14 protein-coding genes are annotated in these 17,802 nt (G+C 71.4%); 3 read left to right on the plus strand and 11 right to left on the minus strand.

All coding sequences use genetic code 11. The features are described 5' to 3' along the window. Positions 1–10: 10 nt before the first annotated feature. Together AB0H12_RS38675 and AB0H12_RS38680 are read right to left on the minus strand one after the other, a co-directional pair. Positions 11–2,131: a molybdopterin oxidoreductase family protein gene (locus AB0H12_RS38675; RefSeq protein ID WP_499629883.1), complete on the minus strand. Its 2,121-nt coding sequence runs from the start codon at positions 2,129–2,131 to the stop codon at positions 11–13. A 223-nt stretch (positions 2,132–2,354) separates the two neighbouring features. Continuing rightward, positions 2,355–5,159: an ATP-binding protein gene (locus AB0H12_RS38680; RefSeq protein WP_499629885.1), complete on the minus strand. Its 2,805-nt coding sequence runs from the start codon at positions 5,157–5,159 to the stop codon at positions 2,355–2,357. A gap of 114 nt (positions 5,160–5,273) precedes the next feature. On the opposite strand from AB0H12_RS38680, the gene AB0H12_RS38685 reads away from it, so the two are divergent. Continuing rightward, positions 5,274–6,467 (plus strand): serine hydrolase domain-containing protein, encoded by a 1,194-nt coding sequence (locus AB0H12_RS38685; protein ID WP_499629887.1) that lies wholly within the window; start codon positions 5,274–5,276, stop codon positions 6,465–6,467. A gap of 28 nt (positions 6,468–6,495) precedes the next feature. Here AB0H12_RS38685 and AB0H12_RS38690 read toward each other — a convergent pair whose 3' ends face one another. Together AB0H12_RS38690 and AB0H12_RS38695 are read right to left on the minus strand one after the other, a co-directional pair. Continuing rightward, complete coding sequence (locus AB0H12_RS38690) at positions 6,496–7,101, minus strand: hypothetical protein (RefSeq protein WP_499629889.1); 606 nt, start codon at positions 7,099–7,101, stop codon at positions 6,496–6,498. Between the two features lie 10 nt (positions 7,102–7,111). Next, a complete protein-coding gene (locus AB0H12_RS38695; RefSeq protein ID WP_499629891.1) occupies positions 7,112–7,744 on the minus strand; it encodes a TetR/AcrR family transcriptional regulator in 633 nt (210 codons plus the stop codon). Positions 7,745–7,856: 112 nt separating this feature from the next. On the opposite strand from AB0H12_RS38695, the gene AB0H12_RS38700 reads away from it, so the two are divergent. After that, positions 7,857–8,840, plus strand: a complete 984-nt coding sequence (locus AB0H12_RS38700) for a PHP domain-containing protein (protein WP_499629893.1) — start codon at positions 7,857–7,859, stop codon at positions 8,838–8,840. 67 nt (positions 8,841–8,907) lie between these two features. Here the strand turns inward: AB0H12_RS38700 and AB0H12_RS38705 are convergent, their stop codons facing one another. Next, entirely contained in the window at positions 8,908–9,912 is a 1,005-nt protein-coding gene (locus AB0H12_RS38705; protein WP_499629895.1) for a radical SAM protein, read from the minus strand. Positions 9,913–10,168: 256 nt separating this feature from the next. Here AB0H12_RS38705 and AB0H12_RS38710 point away from each other — a divergent pair, with 256 nt between their 5' ends. Then, positions 10,169–10,927 carry an NPCBM/NEW2 domain-containing protein gene (locus AB0H12_RS38710; protein WP_499629897.1) on the plus strand — a complete coding sequence of 253 codons (759 nt, stop codon included), beginning with the start codon at positions 10,169–10,171 and terminating at the stop codon, positions 10,925–10,927. A 52-nt stretch (positions 10,928–10,979) separates the two neighbouring features. On the opposite strand, the gene AB0H12_RS38715 is transcribed toward AB0H12_RS38710, so the two are convergent. The 6 genes from AB0H12_RS38715 to AB0H12_RS38740 are packed head-to-tail and all read right to left on the minus strand — an operon-like array spanning position 10,980 to position 17,701. Next, positions 10,980–12,272, minus strand: coding sequence for an ABC transporter substrate-binding protein (locus tag AB0H12_RS38715; protein ID WP_499629899.1), 1,293 nt, complete (start codon positions 12,270–12,272; stop codon positions 10,980–10,982). Positions 12,273–12,284: 12 nt separating this feature from the next. Continuing rightward, positions 12,285–13,385, minus strand: a complete 1,101-nt coding sequence (locus tag AB0H12_RS38720) for a branched-chain amino acid ABC transporter permease (RefSeq protein WP_230566244.1) — start codon at positions 13,383–13,385, stop codon at positions 12,285–12,287. Continuing rightward, positions 13,382–14,269 (minus strand): branched-chain amino acid ABC transporter permease, encoded by an 888-nt coding sequence (locus AB0H12_RS38725; protein ID WP_230566245.1) that lies wholly within the window; start codon positions 14,267–14,269, stop codon positions 13,382–13,384. The genes AB0H12_RS38720 and AB0H12_RS38725 overlap by 4 nt, the downstream gene beginning before the upstream one ends. Further along, a complete protein-coding gene (locus AB0H12_RS38730) occupies positions 14,266–16,119 on the minus strand; it encodes an AMP-dependent synthetase/ligase (protein ID WP_499629901.1) in 1,854 nt (617 codons plus the stop codon). The genes AB0H12_RS38725 and AB0H12_RS38730 overlap by 4 nt, the downstream gene beginning before the upstream one ends. After that, positions 16,116–16,919 carry an ABC transporter ATP-binding protein gene (locus tag AB0H12_RS38735; RefSeq protein ID WP_499629903.1) on the minus strand — a complete coding sequence of 268 codons (804 nt, stop codon included), beginning with the start codon at positions 16,917–16,919 and terminating at the stop codon, positions 16,116–16,118. The genes AB0H12_RS38730 and AB0H12_RS38735 overlap by 4 nt, the downstream gene beginning before the upstream one ends. Further along, complete coding sequence (locus AB0H12_RS38740) at positions 16,916–17,701, minus strand: ABC transporter ATP-binding protein (protein ID WP_499629905.1); 786 nt, start codon at positions 17,699–17,701, stop codon at positions 16,916–16,918. The genes AB0H12_RS38735 and AB0H12_RS38740 overlap by 4 nt, the downstream gene beginning before the upstream one ends. Positions 17,702–17,802 lie beyond the last annotated feature (101 nt).

The following is a 17,802-nucleotide window of genomic DNA, read 5'->3' on the forward strand; positions in this document are numbered from 1 at the left end:
GCGGTGCTCCTCACTGAGCTGCGGAAGGGGTGACGCGCACGTGGACGCCGTTGAGCACGGCGGTGCCCGAGAGCGGGTCCACGGCCAGGTCGTCGGTGAGCAGGTTGACGTTGACGCCGGGGTGGGCGCGCGCGGTGGCGAGTCGCGTGCCGGGCCGGTCGTGGCCCCACCCGTGCGGCAGGCTGACCACCCCGGCGGCCATGTCGGCGCTGACCTCCACGGTCGCCTCGACCTCGCCCACCCGCGACGCGACCCGCGCCACCCCGCCGTCCTCGAGGCCCAGCCGCGCGGCATCGGCCGGGTTGACCAACAACGTGCACAACTGCTTGCCCTTCACCAGCGCGGGCACGTTGTGCAGCCAGGAGTTGTTCGACCGCAAGTGCCGCCTGCCCACCAGCACCAACCCGTCGACGGGCCTCCGCAACGCCGCCAGCACACGCGGCACATCGGCCGCGATCGGCTCCGGGCACAGCTCGATCCGCCCGGACGGCGTGCGCAGGACCTCCGGCACCCGACTCGTCAACGCCCCCAAGTCGACCCCGTGCGGCCGTTGCAGCAAGTCGTCCAACGACAACCCGTACGCCCCGGCCCGCAACCGCGCGTCCAACAGCCGTTCCTCACGGCTGTACTCCGACTCGCCCGACAGCCCGACCAACGCGTCGAGATCGGCCTCCGCCCCCTGCCCGGCCAGGATCCCGGTCAGCCGCAACAGGATCTCGCCCTCGTCCAGCTCGTCCGGCCCGAGCGGCACGGCGGGCCGCGAGTACTTCGCCACGTTCCGCACCGTGAACGACAGGAAGGCCAGGTCGTAATGGGCACGCCTGCTGGGCGGCGGTGGCGGCAGGATCACGTCGGCGTGCCGCGTCGTCTCGTTGAGGTACGGGTCGACCGACACCATGAAGTCCAAAGTGGACAGGGCCGCGTCCAACCGCGCCGAGTTGGGCACCGACAACGCCGGGTTCCCCGCCACCGTCACCAACGCGCGGACCTGCCCGTCACCGGGCGTCTCGATCTCATCGGCCAGCGTGACGACCGGGAACTCCCCCGCCACCTCGGGCAACCCCCGCACCCGACTGCGCCACCGCCCGCTGGCGAACCCCTTACCCGACCCCGTCCCCCGCCGCATGTGCGCGGGCATCGGGAACATCGCCCCACCAACCCGATCCAGGTTCCCGGTCAGGACGTTCAGCACATCGACCAACCAACTGGCCACCGTGCCGAACTCGACCGCCGTCGTGCCGATCCGCCCGTACACCGCCGCCCGCGACGCCGCCGCGAGCCGGTGCGTCAACGCCCGGATCTCCTCCGCACCGATGCCGCACCGCGACGCCACCGCCTCCGGCGTGAACGGCCGGGACAGCTCCCGCACCCCCTCCACACCGTTCACGTGCGGCGCGAGGTCCTTCAGGTCGACCAACGACGCGGCGAACAACTCGTTCACCATCGCCAGCATCAGGAACACGTCCGTGCCCGGCACGATCGCCAAGTGCCGATCAGCTGCCGCCGCCGTGCGACTGCGACGCGGATCGACCACCACGAACGCCCCACCACGCCGGCGCAACGCCTTCAACCGCCCCGGCGCGTCCGGCACCGTCCACAGGCTGCCGTTCGACGAGAACGGATCCGCCCCCAACAACAGCAAAAAATCCGTCCGGTCGACATCCGGCACCGGAATGGTGTAGATCCCCCCGTAGAGCAACCCGGACGACACGTGCTTCGGCATCTGGTCAACGGTCGCGGCGGTGAAGAAGTTGCGCGACCCCAACGCCTTCCGCAACCCACCCGCGTACAGCCCACCGGCCAACGAGTGCACCGTCGGATTCCCCAGGTACATCGCGACCGAATCCCGGCCGTGCTCACCGACAACCGCGCTCAACCCTCGATCGACCAGCGCGAACGCCTCACCCCAGGACACCGCCTCGAACGACCCGCCACGCCGCGCCACCGGCCCGCGCAACCGATCCGGATCGGCGTCCAACGCCCCCAACGACGCACCCTTGGGACAGAGGAACCCACCGCTGAACGTGTCCTGCCGATCACCACGAACACCAGTGATCCGATCGCCCTCGATCGTCAACTCCAACCCACAGGTCGCCTCACACAACGGACACGTCGTCAATGCCGTGCGCATACCCCTCCTCACACCCCACCAGGCGGTTACCGGCAGCAACGAGCCACAACGGACCCGCAGCACCCCACCGAGGCCCGATCTGACATGGGTTCGGGTGCTTTGGGCTGGTGTGCCCGTGAAGGCCCCATGTCACATCGAGCCGGGTTGAACCACCGACCCACCCGCCACGTCACCAACACAACACGCCCGGGTTACGCCCGAGTCAGTGCGGCTTCCACAACAACTAAGCGCGCCCATCCACCCCGTCCAGCACCCGCGCCAACTCCAACCGCGACGACACCCGCAACTTCGCGTAGATCCGCGACAGGTACACCTCGATCGTCCGCGGGCTGTAGTGCAACGCCGCCGCGATGTCCCGGTTGCGCATCCCCTGCTGCACCAACCGCGCGACGTTCTCCTCCGCCGCCGTCAACACCCCCGGCGCCCGCCCTCGCGCCCGCGGCACCTTCGCACCCAGCTCCTTCAACCTCCCCCCGGCCTGCCGACGCAACCCGTGCGCACCCACCCGCTGGAACACCGCATACGCCTCGAGCAGCTCATCCACGGCCGCCCCGTCCACCAGCCCCAACGCCAGCTGCCCCCGGGCCCGCTCGAACACCAGCCCACCGACCTCCGCCTCGCGCACCGCCTCGCGCAGCACCGCACCGTCCCGCTCGACGAGCCCGGCCACCCGCCGGACCGTCGTCCGGGTCCACGGCGCCACCCGATCGGCCGCCACGTCCCGCAGCCTCTCCAGCACCCGCCGCGCGTCGTCCGCCCGACCACCGACCAGGTCCAGCTCGACCAACCGGCCCAACAACTCGCAGCCGTACGCCGACGTCCAGTCGTCGTCGACCGCCTCCACCAGCACCCGCCGCGCGCCCTCCACGTCACCCCGCGCCGCCAGGTACCCGGACATCGCCAACGCGTGCAGCCGGGACATGTTCGGGCTGTTCGGCACCCCGAACGCCGCCAACCGCGCGGCGACGTCCAGCTCACCCCGCCAAGTCCGCACCTCCAGCTCGATCGCGCGCAGGCCGTCCAACATCATCAGCTCCTGCCGCGACTCCAACTCCGCCGCCGCCCGCCCCACCCGTTCCAGGCACGCGTCCCACTCACCGCCGAACCAGTCCAGCGCCACCCGCGCCATCTCCAGCTCGCCGCGGAACGCGTGGCCGCCCGCCCGGTCCCGCAGCTCCTCCGCCCGCCGCAACCGCCACGACGCGTCGTGCACCAGACCGGCCAACGCGCCCGTCGACGCGCTCACCGCCAACGCCTGCAACTCCAACGCGGGCTGACCGTCCGCCGCGGCCAGCGACCGGTTCGCGTAGTCGACCGTCATGTCGTGCCGGAACAGCATCGACGTGACGACCGCCAGCCGGTCGAACACCACCACCCCCTCGGCGGCCGACGTCAGCGGCATGGCCTCGATCCGCTCGGCGGCGGCCAACGCCTCGGCGTGACGTCCGGTGAACACCAACAACAACGCCCGCTGCGCGTGCAACGCCGCCGGCGCGCCACCCTCCGCGACCTCCGCGGCCGCCAGTTCCGCGTCCACCAGCCGCAACGCCTCCGCGAACCTCCCGACCAGGAACATGCTGGTCAGCACCACCACCGCGCACCGCGACCGCTCCGCGCCGGCCGGCAGCGCCGCCAACGCCGCCAGACCGGGCTCGATCGCCGCACCGGGCCGGGACGCGTGCGCCAGCGCCCGGCACTGCGAGGCCAGCAGCCCGGCCCGTTCCGGCGCGGCCACCGGCAGCAGCTCCAACGCCCGCGCGCACAACGCCGCCGCCGTCTCCGGCGCGGTCGCGCGGTTCGCCGCGGCGGCCTGCGCCATCACCCGCACCGCGCGCAGGTCGCCCGGCGGCGCGGACTCGGCCAGGTGCCAGGCCAGCTCCATCTCGTCGACCGCCAGCCCGCGCGCCCGGTCGTCCAGCAGCCGGGCGCTGATCAAGCTGTGCAGGTGCCGACGCTGGGCGGGCCCGATCTCCTGGTACAACGCCTCACCGACCAGCGCGTGCGAGAAGCGGTACCCCCGGTCCTCGTCCCGCACCACGATGTGCGCCCGCAGCAGCCCGTCGAACGCGTCCACCACCGTCTCCTCGGGCAGTGACGACACCCGCGCGAGCAGCCCGATCTGGTCGAGCCGCACCCGCCGGAAGATCGACACCGCGCGGGCGACCGCCCTGGTGTCCCGGTCCAGCGGCGCGACCCGCCGCAGCACCGCCTCCCGCCTGGTCAGCCGGATCGCCGACGGCGACACGGTGAGCCGGGCCCGGTTGCCGTCCACCGCGACCAGGTCCAGCTCGCGCAGCGACCGGGCGATCTCGACCGCGAAGAACGGGTTGCCGTCCGCCCGCTGGTGGACCTCGTGCGCCAGGCCGTCGTCCACCGGCGTGCCCAGCACGGTCTCCACGATCCGCGCCACGTCACCGCCGCTCAACGGCGCCAGCCGCACGCGCGCCACGTCGGCGTGCCGTTCGATCCGGTCGAGCAGCTCCTCGACGCCGGGGTTGCGGTGGTGCTCGCGCACCGCCGTGATCAGCACCAAGGGCGCGGCCGTGACCCGGCGCAGCACCACGGCGAGCATGGCCAGCGAGTCGTCGTCCACCTGGTCGACGTCGTCCAGCACGAGCGCGGCGGGTCGTTCGGCGGTGAGCGCGGCCAGCGCCCGCGCGACCAACTCGCACGACCGGCCGAACCAGGTCGCGTCGGGCGCCGCCGTCAGCTCCAACGCCTCCACCGCGGCGCGCACCCCACGCGGCCCCGCCCCGCCCCGCGCGACCGCCACCGACCGCAACGCCGTGGCCACCGCCGCGTACGGGATGCGCCTGCTCACGTCGTCCGACTCGGCGGCGGCCACCGCGCACCCCCGGTCACGCAGCCGGCGGCACGCCTCGGCCAACAGGCTGGACTTGCCGATCCCGGGCTCTCCCGACACGACGACAGCCACCAACCCGGCCGCGGGCACGCGCTCGACCGCGTCGAACACGGCCGCCAACTCGGCCTCCCGGCCGACGAAGGACCGGCCGACGAAAGACGACAACAGGCGACCTCCCGCCGTCGGAGCGGCCACCACCCTACCCACTGAGGAATCCCTACTCACGTGGTGTGGCTCACGGTGGTGGCATGGCGGCAGACAACCGCACCTGGAGGGTCCATGACGGTCGAGGGCACCTGCGCCGACGAGTTCGCCGAGGTCCGCGCCGAGTTCGAACGCAACTTCGCCGAACGCGGGGAGCTCGGCGGTGGCGTGCACGTGACGCTCGACGGCGAGACCGTGGTCGACCTGTGGGGCGGCGACGCGGGCGGGCGGCCGTGGACCGAGGACACGATCACGCACGTGTGGTCGTGCACCAAGGGCGCGACCGCGTTGTGCGCGCACGTGCTGGCGTCACGGGGCGAGCTGGACTTCGACGCGCCGGTCACCGCGTACTGGCCGGAGTTCGGGGAGAACGGCAAGGCGGGCACGCTGGTGCGGCACCTGCTGTCCCACCAGGCCGGGTTGACCGCGGTGCGGGAGCCGGTGCCTCCGGGCGGCATGCTCGACTGGGAGCTGATGACGGGCCTGCTGGCGCGGCAGGAGCCGTTCTGGGCGCCCGGCACGCGGCACGGCTACCACGCGTTGACGTTCGGGCACCTGATCGGCGAGGTGATCCGGCGGGTGTCCGGGCTGGCGCTGGCCGAGTTCTTCGAGAAGGAGGTCTCCGGTCCGCTGGGGCTGGACTTCTGGCTGACGCTGCCCGACGACCTGGAGCCGCTGGTCGCGCCGACCGTCCCCGTCGAGCGCGGCGAAGCGCTGCCGGGCATGTACGTGACCGGGCTGTCCGAGCCCGGGTCGATGCAGGGGCTGCTGCTGGGCAACACCGGCGGTTACGTCGCGGCGTCGAACACCTTTGAGGCCCACGCGGCCCAGTACGGCTCGGTCGGCGGGATGAGCAACGCACGCGGCCTGGCGCAGATGTACCGACCACTCGCTTCGGGCGGCGAGTACAACGGGGTGCGGCTGGTGGACGAAGCGCAGCTCCCGGTCATGTCGGGGGTGGAGTCGGCCGGGTTCGACGAGATGCTGCTGGCGCCGACCCGGTTCTCGGCCGGGTTCATGAAGGCGGCGGCCAACCGGCGCCTGCCCGCCGTGGAACGCGGGGTGGCGATGTCGGAGGACGCGTTCGGGCACTCCGGGATGGGCGGCTCGCTGGGCTTCGCCGACCCCGGCGCGCGGATGTCGTTCGGGTACGCGATGACGAAGATGGGGCCGGGCCTGGGCGTCAACGCACGCGGTCAGTCCCTTGTGGACGCCGTCTACCGCGCTATCGGCTATCGCCAGGCCCCGAACGGCATCTGGTTCCGCTGACGGATCGGTTGACGGGCCCTCTCCCGGGTCAGCGGGCGCGGAGGTGGCGGACGGCGTCCAGGAACCCGTCCAGCTCCGGGAAGTCCTCCCGCGCCTCCGGGTCGTCACCCATCTCGTCCAGCCACCCGTACAGGTGCAGCTGTTCGGCGACGGCTTCCAGTCCGCGCCAGCCGTCGTCGGACAAGCCGTGCTCGCGAGCCGCGGCCACCAAGGCCCCGAACGCATCGGTGTGCCGGCCGTCGGCCATGTGCCCGCGGTAGGGCGCCAGCACCTCTTCCGGCAGCGACGCGGCCACTTCCACGAGGTGCGCGCGGGCACGCGCCCGGCGCTGGAGGTCCACGTCGTCGCCCGGGTCGTCCAACGCCGCTCCGTCGACCGGCTCGAGCAGCGCGAGCATGGACCAGGTCCGTTCGAAGCCCGACGGGTCGTCGTCGGGGCGCGAGCGCCACAACCCGCTGCTCTCGGCCAACCGGCGGGCTTCGTCGTCGGCCACACCGGCGCCCCTGGCGTAGTGGACGATCGCCGCCGACTTCGACACCCCGCGCCCGCCCAGCAGGGCGAACACGTCCTCGTGGCCGAGGCCCCTGGCGCGGGCGTCGCGGACCAAGGCGATCAGCTCGGGATCGTCGTGCACAGGTCCGAGCCTACGTGCCGGCGCCGTAGACCGAACGGAGCCAGACGCACGTCAGGGTGTCGACCAGCTCGCAGTCCCGCGCCGCCGACCGGCGGGACCGCGAACGGCTCAGGAAGGCCTGCTCGTTCATCGCCACCAGCACCGCCGCCAACGACTTGGCGTCCGGGCCCGCCGGCGCGACGCCCGCCTCCCGCTCCAGCTCGATCCGCGACGCGGTCGCCTCCACGAACCGGCGGGCGACGCCGGCCCAGAACTCGCGCATCAACGGGTCGGTGTCACGTGCCCGCACGGCGGCGCGCAGCACCGGCCCGTGCTTGCGCCACAACGCGAGGCTCGCGCCCAACGCGCGCCGGATCGAGTCCTCGGGCGGTTCGCTGCCGCGCCGCAGCCACGACGACGCCGACTCGTAGAGGGCGTCGAGGACGCCACCGGACAACGCGTGAAGCACCGCTTCCCGCGACGCGAAGTGGAAGTAGAACGTCGACCGCGAGATGCCCGCTCCCGAGGCCAGCTCGTCGACCGCGATGTCGTCCAGGGAACGGGTCTGCAGCAGCCGCTCGGCCGTGTCGAGGATCGCCTGCGTGGTGAGGTCGCCCTTGCTGGGCCTGCGTCGCGACCCGACCGTGCCGGCACGTGGGGACATGGCGGACATCCTCGGTTCCGCGCGCGCTCGGCCGCAAGGTTTTCGCGCGCACCGCTGCCAAGTCGAGAACGTCGACGCGCACCACCGCGCCGGTCCGGGTAGACAGTGAGGTGTGGATCCGCTCTGGGCACTGCGACAGGTGGCGTTCCAACTCGAGCGCGCCGGTGAACCCACCTACCGCGTCCGGGCGTTCCGCAAGGCCGCGGAGGTGCTGGCGGCGTTGCCGGACGGGGAGGTGGCGCGGCGGGTCGCGGCGGGCACGTTGACCGACCTGCCCGGCATCGGCAAGGCCACCGCCGGCGTGATCACGGACGCCGTCGCCGGGCGCGAACCGGGCTACCTGAGCCGGTTCCGCGAGCCGGTGGTGGGCGGGCAGGCGCTGCGGGCGTTGCTGAAGGGCGACTGCCACACGCACTCCGACTGGTCCGACGGCGGCAGCCCGATCCGGGAGATGGCCGAGACCGCCCGCGACCTCGGGCACTCGTGGATCGTGCTGACCGACCACTCGCCCCGGCTCACGGTGGCCAACGGGCTGTCCGCCGACCGGCTGCTCGAGCAGCTGGACGTGGTGGCGGAGCTGAACGCCGAGCTGGCGCCGTTCCGGATCCTGACCGGCATCGAGGTGGACATCCTCGACGACGGGGCGCTCGACCAGCGGCCCGAGTTGCTCGAGCGGCTCGACCTCGTGGTCGCCAGCGTGCACTCGAAGCTGCGGATGGCGGCGCCGGAGATGACGCGGCGGATGGTGGCCGCCGCGTCCAACCCGCACGTGGACGTGCTCGGGCACTGCACCGGACGGCTGGTGGTCGGCAAGGGCCGGCCGGAGTCGACGTTCGACGCGGAGGCGGTGTTCTCGGCGTGCGTCGAGCACGGCACTGCGGTGGAGATCAACTCGCGACCGGAGCGCCGCGACCCGCCGGGCAGGCTGCTGCGGCTGGCGGTCGAGCTGGGGTGCACGTTCGCGATCGACAGCGACGCGCACGCGCCGGGGCAGCTGGACTGGCTGTCGTTCGGCTGCGAGCGTGCCGAGGAGTGCGGCGTCACCCCCGACCGGGTGATCAACACCCGGGAGGCCGCGGACCTCCTGTCCCGCTGACCGCCCGACCACCCGACCAACCGCGCCGCCCGGCCACCAACCCGCCCGACCGCGCCGCCCGCGGACCCTAACGACCCGCCGTCGCCGGGCGTTGCGCCCTCGACGCGCGGACGAGGTGGCCGTACCACGGGATCAAGGGCCCGGTCCGGCCTTCGACCAGGCGTTGCCACGTGGCGTGGCACAGGGCGAGGAACGGCGCCGCGTCCCAGTAGCGCGCCAGCTCCGCCAGCGGCCGGGTCTGGACGTTGCCCAACCCGTACCGGCGGTCGAAGCCGTACGACACCGGCACCGCCGCGCCGTTCGCCTCGATCACCAGCGGGGTGAGCCAGCGGCCGAGGGGTTGCCCGTCGTCGACCGGCGCGGCCATGAACGCCTCCGGTGTGCGGGCCAGCATGGTGCGCGGCACGGCGTCCAGCTGCACGGCCAGGCCGTGTTCCTCGGCGATGCGGCCCAGCTCCACCGCCGCGTACGCCAGCTCGACGGCGTCCGGGCGTTCACCGGCCATCAACCTGTTCGCGGCGCCTTCCGGCTCCAACGGGTGAACCTGGAGCAGAAGAGCGCCCGATTGGACCGCGGCCAGTGCGACATCACCCAGTTGGGTGGCATTCCCCTGGGTCAACGTGGTGACCACGCCGACCGGGAGGCCGACCTCGGTGAGCCGGCGTATGCCCGCCAACGCCTTCTCGAAGCACCCTTCCCGATCACGGATCCGGTCGTGCGTGGCGCGGTCGCCGTCCAGCGACACGGCCACCAGGTCGACCAGCCCGCGCACCAGGCCGACGCGGCGCTGCGTCAACGCCACCGCGTTCGTCGTGACGGTCGTCCGCATCCCGGCCGCCCGGGCGGCACGCAGCAGCGCGGGCAGTTCCGGGTACAGGAACGGCTCACCACCGGAAACGTTCAGCACGTCGTAGCCGAGCGCGGCGGCGTCACGCACCACGGCCGACAGCACGGAGATCGGGATGGACTCGGCGACGTCCGGGCCCGAGCTGGAGTAGCAGTGCAGGCAGCGCAGGTTGCACAGCCTGGTCGGGTGGACCTGGAGAACCGCCCGGCCACTCGTCCGGCCCATTCCACCCTCCCGCGATGCTCGATACCCCTATGGAGCACGCACGAGGCGCGGTGATACGTCGAACCGTCAACCCGCTTCGCGGCTGCACGCGGCGGTCACCGACGGGGTCCACCCGACGCTCGCCCATCACACCGTCCGCCCCCTCAGCCGAACGCCCCGTCGACGCCGTCTCGCGACACGGAGCGTGCGCATTCCGATCTACCGCCGCAATTGTGCGGACAACCCACGAAACCACTCGAATTGACGTTTTCGGCGCGTGCCGACCGATTCGGTGTTAGCGTGCTGCGCCGGTCGAGGCGTTACCCGGCATTATCCCGAGTTCGGCTCACGTCTTGGACCTGAAGGGGTCGCCGACATGGATGACCAGGACTTGAACACCGCTCACGTGCGCCGCAAACCGGGACCGGCGCTCTGGCTGTCGGCCGGCGGCGTGGCCGTGCTCGCGCTGGGGATCGCCATCGGCAGCACGTTCGACGCCGAGCCCGCCACCACCGCCGCCACCCTTCCAACGACATCACCGCAGGCCAAGACCTCGCCCACGACCACGGAGAGCGTCGCCGCCGCGAGACCGGGCACCGTCTGGCTCTCCGACCTGCCGCCGGTCGACAGCAGCTCGATCGACGACATGTACGTCGAGAGCCCGTGGACGGTCGCCCCCGCGAAGGTGCGAAAGGTCACCTATCCCAAATCCGTTTCCGCCACCGGCGCCTGGTGCTCGGCCGCCCAGCTGACATTCGCACTGGACGGCAAATACGACCGGTTCACCGCCCAAGTGGCGATCGCGGACGATTCATTGGCGACGAAAGAACTCGACTTCTACGTCCTGGTCGACGGCCACCGGCCGGCCGAGTTGGCGAACACCGGCCCCACCCCGCAACCGGTGGACCTCCCCGTCACGGGCGCGCGCCTGCTGACCATCGGCGTCGAGCCGTCGGCGGAGGAGGACCCCAGTGACTGCCCGGGGCCGGAACGCGTGGGCGTCTGGGCCGACCCGGCCCTGACCCCGGCCGGCTGACGGACGACGCGCCCCGGCCACGAGGAGAAGCGGCCGGGGCGCGTCGGCGACATCAGGCGTAGCAGGGCTTCTCGAACTTGAAGTCCTTCGCCGTCGGCCCCGTAAAGAAGTCCTCCACCAGCCCGACACCGGTCGCCGCCTGCTCGTCCGGCTTGTAGATCAACGTCTGCCGGAACGTGGCGTCGTTCGAGTTGCCGGCGAAGTTGCCCGCGCCCTGGGGCAACATGCCCTCGTAGTCCACCGAGTTCAACTGCCGCACGGCCGCGAGCACACCGGCCCTGGTCAGGTCCTTGTTCGAGGCCGCCTTCTCCAGCGCCGCCTTCAACGGGTACGACCACACCCACCCGGCCGTGTAGCCGTCGTTCGGCGTCACGCTCGGCAGGGCCTCGCGCAGCGCCTTGTGCCCCGGGGAGTCCGTCGCCCACGACTTCCACGGCGCGGACTGCAGGTACAGCGCCTTGATCGCGGGCGCCGCCGGGCTCTGCATCAGGCCCTGGTTCCACGTCGGCGACGTGCCGATGAACTTGCCCTTGAACCCGCGCGCCGCGGTCTGGCCGATGATCACCGCCGCGTCGGTCGGCCCGGTGGTCAGGATGACCACGTCCGGCTTGTTCGCCAGCACCGCGTCGATCGCGCCGCCCTGGTTGTCCTGGCCGGTCTGGGTGACCGCGTTGGAGAACGCCACGCCGCGCTTCTCCGCCGCGATCTTCGCGCCCGCCGCCGCGTCGTCGCCGTAGTCACCGGGCAGGTGCACGGCCATCACGCTCTTCGCGCCGAGCTCGTCCACCGCGTAGTCGACCGAGTTCATCGACTCGACGCAGTAGTTCGCGCCCGATTCCAGGACGACCTCCTCCACGCCCCACAGCGAGGTCCACGACGCGGGCACGCTGACCATCTGCGTGCTCTCCAGGTCGGGCAGGATCGCCGCGGTCGTCGGCGAGCCCAGGGTCTGCGCCAGGGCCAGGATCTTGCCCTTGATCTCCTGGTAGACCTGGTTGTGGATCTGCGGGTTGTACTTGTTGTCCTTGACGTGCGTGGTCACGTCGACGTCGTAGCCGCCGATGCCGCCCTTGTCGTTGACGCGCTTCCAGAACGCCTTCTGCGACTCGGTGATCGGCACCGCGAGCGTCTTGAACGGCCCTTCGGTCAGGTCGGAGATCGACCCGAGGTAGATGCAGCCCCGGTCACTGTGGCCGGTGTCCGGGCACGGCTCGCTGGTCACGCCGAAGTCGACCTTGATACCGCCCTTGCCCTCCTGCGGGGCCGCGCCGTCGCCACCGCGACACGCGACGGCGGCCAGCGCCACCACGGAGAGCACCGCGAGCACCGCTCTGTGACTTGCCATCCCATCCACCCTTCAGTACGAGAAAGGCCAGGTGCGCCAGTAGTTGCGGACGCGCACCCAGATACCGAACAGGCCACGTGGCTCCACGATCAGGAACACCACGATCAGCAGCCCGTAGAGGACCGCCTCGACCTGGAACACCGTGACCGCACCGGTCGCGTCTGCGCTGATGAACGGCAGCACCGTCGGGAGTTCCCGGGTGATGCGCGGCAGCAGCGTGATGAACAGCGCGCCCATGATCGCGCCGGAGATGGTGCCCGCGCCGCCGATGAGCACCATCGCGATGTACTGCACCGACAGCAGCAGGCCGAACGACCCGGGGTCGAAGAAGCCGTTGACCACGAACAACAACGAGCCCGCGACACCGGCGTAGAACGACGACACGGCGAATGCCAGCGCCTTGTAGCGGGTCAGGTCGACGCCGATCACGGCCGCCGCGAGGTCGCGGTCGCGCACCGCCGCGAACGCCCGCCCGATCCGCGACCGCACCAGGTTGCGCGCCAGCACCGCGAAGATCACCAGCAGCACGAACATCAGCAGGTACAGCTGCTGCGGCCCGCTGAAGAACTCCGACGGCCGGTCCAGCCGCACGCCGAACAGCTCCGGCACCGCCGCCGGCCGACCCACGCCCGGACCGCCGGTCAACGACGTCCACTCGCGGAACACGTGCTCGCCGAGGAACACCAGCCCCAGCGTCACGATCGCCAGGTACAGCCCGCGCAACCGGACCGCGATCGGCGCCACGACCAGCCCCGCCAGCCCCGCCACCAGCCCGGACGCCAGCAGCCACACGGGCAGTGACGTCACGCCGAACCCGAGCACCCGCCCGTCCGGGTCGCCGGAGAGCGCCGCGCCCGTGTACGCGCCGATGGCGAGGAAGAACGCGTGCCCCAACGACACCTGACCGGCGTACCCGGTCACGATGTTCAACCCGATCGCGCCGATCGCCGCCACGAACCCGGTGGCCAGCAACATCAGCAGGTCGTCGGTGATGGCGAACGGCACGAGCAGCGCCACCACCACCAACGCCCCCGTCCACGTCCGCTTGGGGCGCGTGTTGAGGAACGCCATGTCCTGCGCGTAGGAGGTGTAAAGCTCCGGACGACCCTTCACAGGCGCTCCACCTCCTTGCTGCCGAACAGCCCGTAGGGCCGCACGAGCAGCACGACCAACATCAGCACGTACGGCGCGACCAGCGCGAAGTTCGGTCCGAGCCACGGCGCCACGTCACCCTGGTAGGTGCCGACCAGCGACTCCACGACCCCGACCGCCAGCCCGCCGACGACCGCGCCGCCCAGCGAGTCCAGCCCGCCGAGGATGATCGCCGGCAACGCCTTCAGCGCGATCACCCACAGCTGCTGGTCCACGCCCGCGCCGGTGGCCACGAACACCCCGGCCAACGCCGCCAGACCACCCGCGATCGCCCACGACAGCGCGAACACCGAACCGACCGAGATGCCCTGCGCCAGCGCGACCTCCTGGTCGTAGGCCACCGCGCGCATCGCCAACCCGACCCGGGAGAACCGGAAGAACGCGAACAGCACCGCGACCACGACCACCGTCGTGCCGAACATGACCAGGTACCGCTGCTGCACCTCGACGCCGAGCAGCGTCACCGTCGACAGGCCCCACGGATCGCCGACCTGCCGCACGTCCAGCCCGATGAACGCGTTCGTCACCACGCGCACCACCACGTCCACGCCGATGGTGATGATCGCGACCACGAACACGGGCTTGCCGATCATCGGCCGCAGCACGGTCCGCTCCACGCCCAGCGCCAGCACGGCGATCAGCACCGCCGCGATCGGCACGGCCGCGAAGAACCCGACCTCCGCGGCCAGGTAGCTGACCAGCACCGCGCCCGCCAGCATGAACGCCGGCTGGGCGAAGCTGATCACCCTGGTGGACTTGTAGATGATGACGAAGCCCAGCGCCAGCAGCGCGTAGATCGACCCGGAGCCGAGGCCCCGGATCAGCGATTGCAGGAACTCGGTCATCCGCGCCCCCCGGCGTACATGTCGTCGACGAGCTCGCCGAACACGTTGGCCAGCGCCGACCGCTTGACCTTCTGCGTCGCGGTCAGCTCGCCGTCCTCGTGGTCGAGCTCCTTGGGCAGCATCCGGAACTTCTTGACCTGCTCCACGGTCGCGAACTGCCCGTTGACCTCGGTCACGATGCCCTGCACCAACTCGCGCACCTCGTCCTTCTCCGCGAGGTCGCGGTAGGTGGTGTAGCTGATCCGGCGTCGCCTGGCCCAGTGGCCGACGGTGTCGTACTCGATGCCGATCAACGCCACCAGGTACGGGCGCCGGTCGCCGAGCACGATCGCCTCCTTGATGTACGGCGAGGACTTCAGCGCGTTCTCGACCTCCGACGGCGCCACGTTCTTGCCGCCCGCGGTGATGATGATGTCCTTCATCCGGTCGGTGATCCGCACGTGCGTGCCGTCGACCCACTCGCCGACGTCGCCGGTGCGCAGCCAGCCGTCCGGGGTCATCGCCCGCCGGGTGGCCTCCTCGTCGCGCCAGTAGCCCGCGAACACGCCCGCGTGCCTGGTCTGGATCTCGCCGTCGTCGGCGATCCGCAGCTCCACGCCGGGGTGCGGCTCGCCGACCGTGCCGAGTTTCACCCGGCCGGGTCGGTTGCCGGTGGCGACGGCGCTGTTCTCGGTCATCCCGTACACCTCGTGCATCGGCACGCCGATGCCCATGAAGAACCGCAGCACCTGCGGCGAGATGGGCGCGGCGCCCGACGAGGCGTACCGGACGTGCCGCAACCCGATCCGCGCCTTCAACGCGCGGAAGCAGAACAGCCAGCCGATGCCGTACTTCAGCCGCGTGCCGAGGGTGTGCCTGCCGCCGTGGCGCACCAACTGCTCGCCGAGGCCGTCGGCCACGCGCAGCCAGAACCGGGTGGTCGCCCGCTTGAGCCAGGTGGCGCTGGACGCGCTGATCGTGATGGCCGCCAACACCTTCTCCCAGATGCGGGGCACGCCGAACAGGATCGTCGGCTGCACCTCGCGCAGGTTCGCCTGCACCGTCTCGATGGACTCGGCGAAGTGCACCTGCACCCCGGCCGACGCGCTGAACCACGTGGTGAAGATGCGTTCGGCGACGTGGCACAGCGGCAGGTAGGACAGCGTGATGTCCTTCGGTGACGGCGGTGGCTCGGTGAACCCGCCGCCCTCGACCAGCGACCGGACGGCGAACTCGACGTTGGCCACGGTCAGCATCGCGCCCTTGGGCGGCCCGGTCGTGCCCGAGGTGTAGATCAACGTCATCACGTCGTCCGACTCGACCTCGCGCATCCGGCGCGCGACCGCGTCCGGGTTCCGCTCCCGGTGCTCCGCGCCCATCGCCAGGAAGTCGTCCCACGACAGCAGCTTCGGGTTGTCGTAGCGGTGCCGGATGCCGCGCGGCTCGATGTACACGATGCGTTCCAGCTCGGGCAGGGCGTCCAGCACGGCCAGCGCCTTGTCCACCTGCTCCTGGTCCTCGGCGATGAGCACGCGGGTCGCGGAGTGCGACAGCAGGTACGCGACCTCGGCGGCCGGGTTCGTCGGGTACAGGCCCACGGTGACCGCGCGCACGGCCCCCGCGCCGATGTCGGTGTAGAGCCACTCGCGGCGGTTCTCGGAGTGGATCGCGACCCGGTCGCCCGCGTCGACGCCGAGCGCCAGCAGGGCGTGGCCGACCAGCTCGGCCTGCGCCCAGTACTGCGACCAGGTCACCTCGCGCCAGATGCCGAAGTCCTTGGCCCGCAACGCCACCGCGTCCGGCGTGCGGGCGGCCCGGTCGCGGACGCGGGTCACCACGGTGGTGAGCCCGGTGGTGGTGGCCGTCGTCATGCCGCGCCTCCCGCGTTCTGGTGCGCCTCGCCGAGGTAGGCGCGCACGACGTCCGGGTCCTGCTGCACCTCGGCGGGCGTGCCGGTGCGGATCGGCTTGCCGAAGTCCAGCACCATCACCCGGTCGGCGAGGTCCATCACCAGGCCCATGTCGTGCTCGACCATGACCATCGCGATGCCGAGCTCGTCGCGGACGTCGAGCACGAACCGCGCCATGTCCTCGGTCTCCTCGACGTTCATGCCCGCGACCGGCTCGTCCAGCAGCAGCACCTTCGGCTCCATCGCCAGCGCGCGCCCGAGCTCCACGCGCTTCTGCACGCCGTAAGGCAGCAGGCCCACCGGCAGGCGCCGCCACTGCTCCAGCTCGAGGAAGTCGATGACCTCCTCGACCGCCTCCCGGTTGGCCAGCTCCTCGCGCCGGGCCCGACCGACCCACGCGAACGCGGCCAGCGCCCCGTACCTCATGTGGTTGTGCCGGCCCAGCATCAGGTTCTCCACCACGGTGAGGTGGGCGAACAGCTCGATGTTCTGGAACGTCCTGGCGATGCCCATGGCGGCGATCTTGTGCGGACGCCTGCCCAGCAGCTCCTCGCCCTGGAACCGCACCGAGCCCTGCTGCGGCCGGTAGACGCCGGACAGCACGTTGAAGATCGACGTCTTGCCCGCGCCGTTGGGCCCGATGATGGCGAACAGCTCGCCCGCGGCGACGTGGAACGACACGCCGTCCACGGCGGTGACGCCGTCGAACGCCAGCCGCACGTCCCGGACTTCGAGCACGTTGGTCCCGGCTTCCCCGCTCACGACAACCACCGCTTCCGCCGCTTGTAGTGCTTCACGTCGCGGAACGACTGCGCGGCGCCCTCGCCGCGCAGGCCCAGGTAGAACTCGCGCACGTCCTCGTCGGCGAGCAGCGCGGCGGCCGGCTTGTCCATCACGACCTTGCCGGTCTCCAGCACGTAGCCGTGGTCGGCGATGGACAGCGCCATGGTCGCGTTCTGCTCCACCAGCAGCACGGTCGTGCCGGCCGCGTTGATCTTCACGATGAGGTCGCGGATCTGCTGGACCATGAGCGGGGCCAGGCCGAGGCTCGGCTCGTCCAGCAGCAGGTAGCGCGGCTCGGACATCAACGCCCGGCCGATGGACAGCATCTGCTGCTCGCCGCCGGACAGGTAGCCCGCGCTCTGCCTCCGCCGTTCGCGCAGCCTGGGGAACAACTCGTACATCCGGTCCAGGTTCTGCTTGATGCCGCGCGGCCTGCTGTGCCCGCCGATGCGCAGGTTCTCCTCGACCGACAGCTCGGCCAGGATGCGCCTGCCCTCCAGCGCCTGCTTCACGCCGAGCGACGCGATGCGCGTCGGCGAGGAGCGGTGGATCGGATCGCCGTCCAGGGTGATCCGGCCCCGCGTGACCTTGCCGTCGTGCACGTCCAGCAGGCCGGACAGCGCGCGCAGCAGCGTCGTCTTGCCCGCTCCGTTCGCGCCGAGCAGGGCGACGATCCGCCCTTCCGGGACCCTCAGGCTCACGCCGCGCAGCACCAACATCACGTCGTCGTAGACCACCTCAAGGTTGTTCGCCTCGAGCACCAGGCGCCTCCGGGGATGTCGGGGAGGCGATCAGTATGACTCCGATCACAGGGTTACCTACCGCTGTTCGCAAACCGTGATGAACCAGCCCACAGCATGTT

Origin of the sequence: Actinosynnema sp. NPDC023794, from assembly GCF_040639675.1 — a bacterium.
Classification (GTDB): Bacteria; Actinomycetota; Actinomycetes; order Mycobacteriales; family Pseudonocardiaceae; genus Actinosynnema; species Actinosynnema luteola.

Coding starts and splice junctions, on each gene's coding strand:
- AB0H12_RS38715 (WP_499629899.1), bottom strand. CDS start 12,272: ATGGCAAGTCACAGAGCGGTGCTCGCGGTGCTCTCCGTGGTGGCGCTG.
- AB0H12_RS38695 (WP_499629891.1), bottom strand. CDS start 7,744: ATGTCCCCACGTGCCGGCACGGTCGGGTCGCGACGCAGGCCCAGCAAG.
- AB0H12_RS38730 (WP_499629901.1), bottom strand. CDS start 16,119: ATGACGACGGCCACCACCACCGGGCTCACCACCGTGGTGACCCGCGTC.
- AB0H12_RS38685 (WP_499629887.1), top strand. CDS start 5,274: ATGACGGTCGAGGGCACCTGCGCCGACGAGTTCGCCGAGGTCCGCGCC.
- AB0H12_RS38705 (WP_499629895.1), bottom strand. CDS start 9,912: ATGGGCCGGACGAGTGGCCGGGCGGTTCTCCAGGTCCACCCGACCAGG.
- AB0H12_RS38675 (WP_499629883.1), bottom strand. CDS start 2,131: ATGCGCACGGCATTGACGACGTGTCCGTTGTGTGAGGCGACCTGTGGG.
- AB0H12_RS38725 (WP_230566245.1), bottom strand. CDS start 14,269: ATGACCGAGTTCCTGCAATCGCTGATCCGGGGCCTCGGCTCCGGGTCG.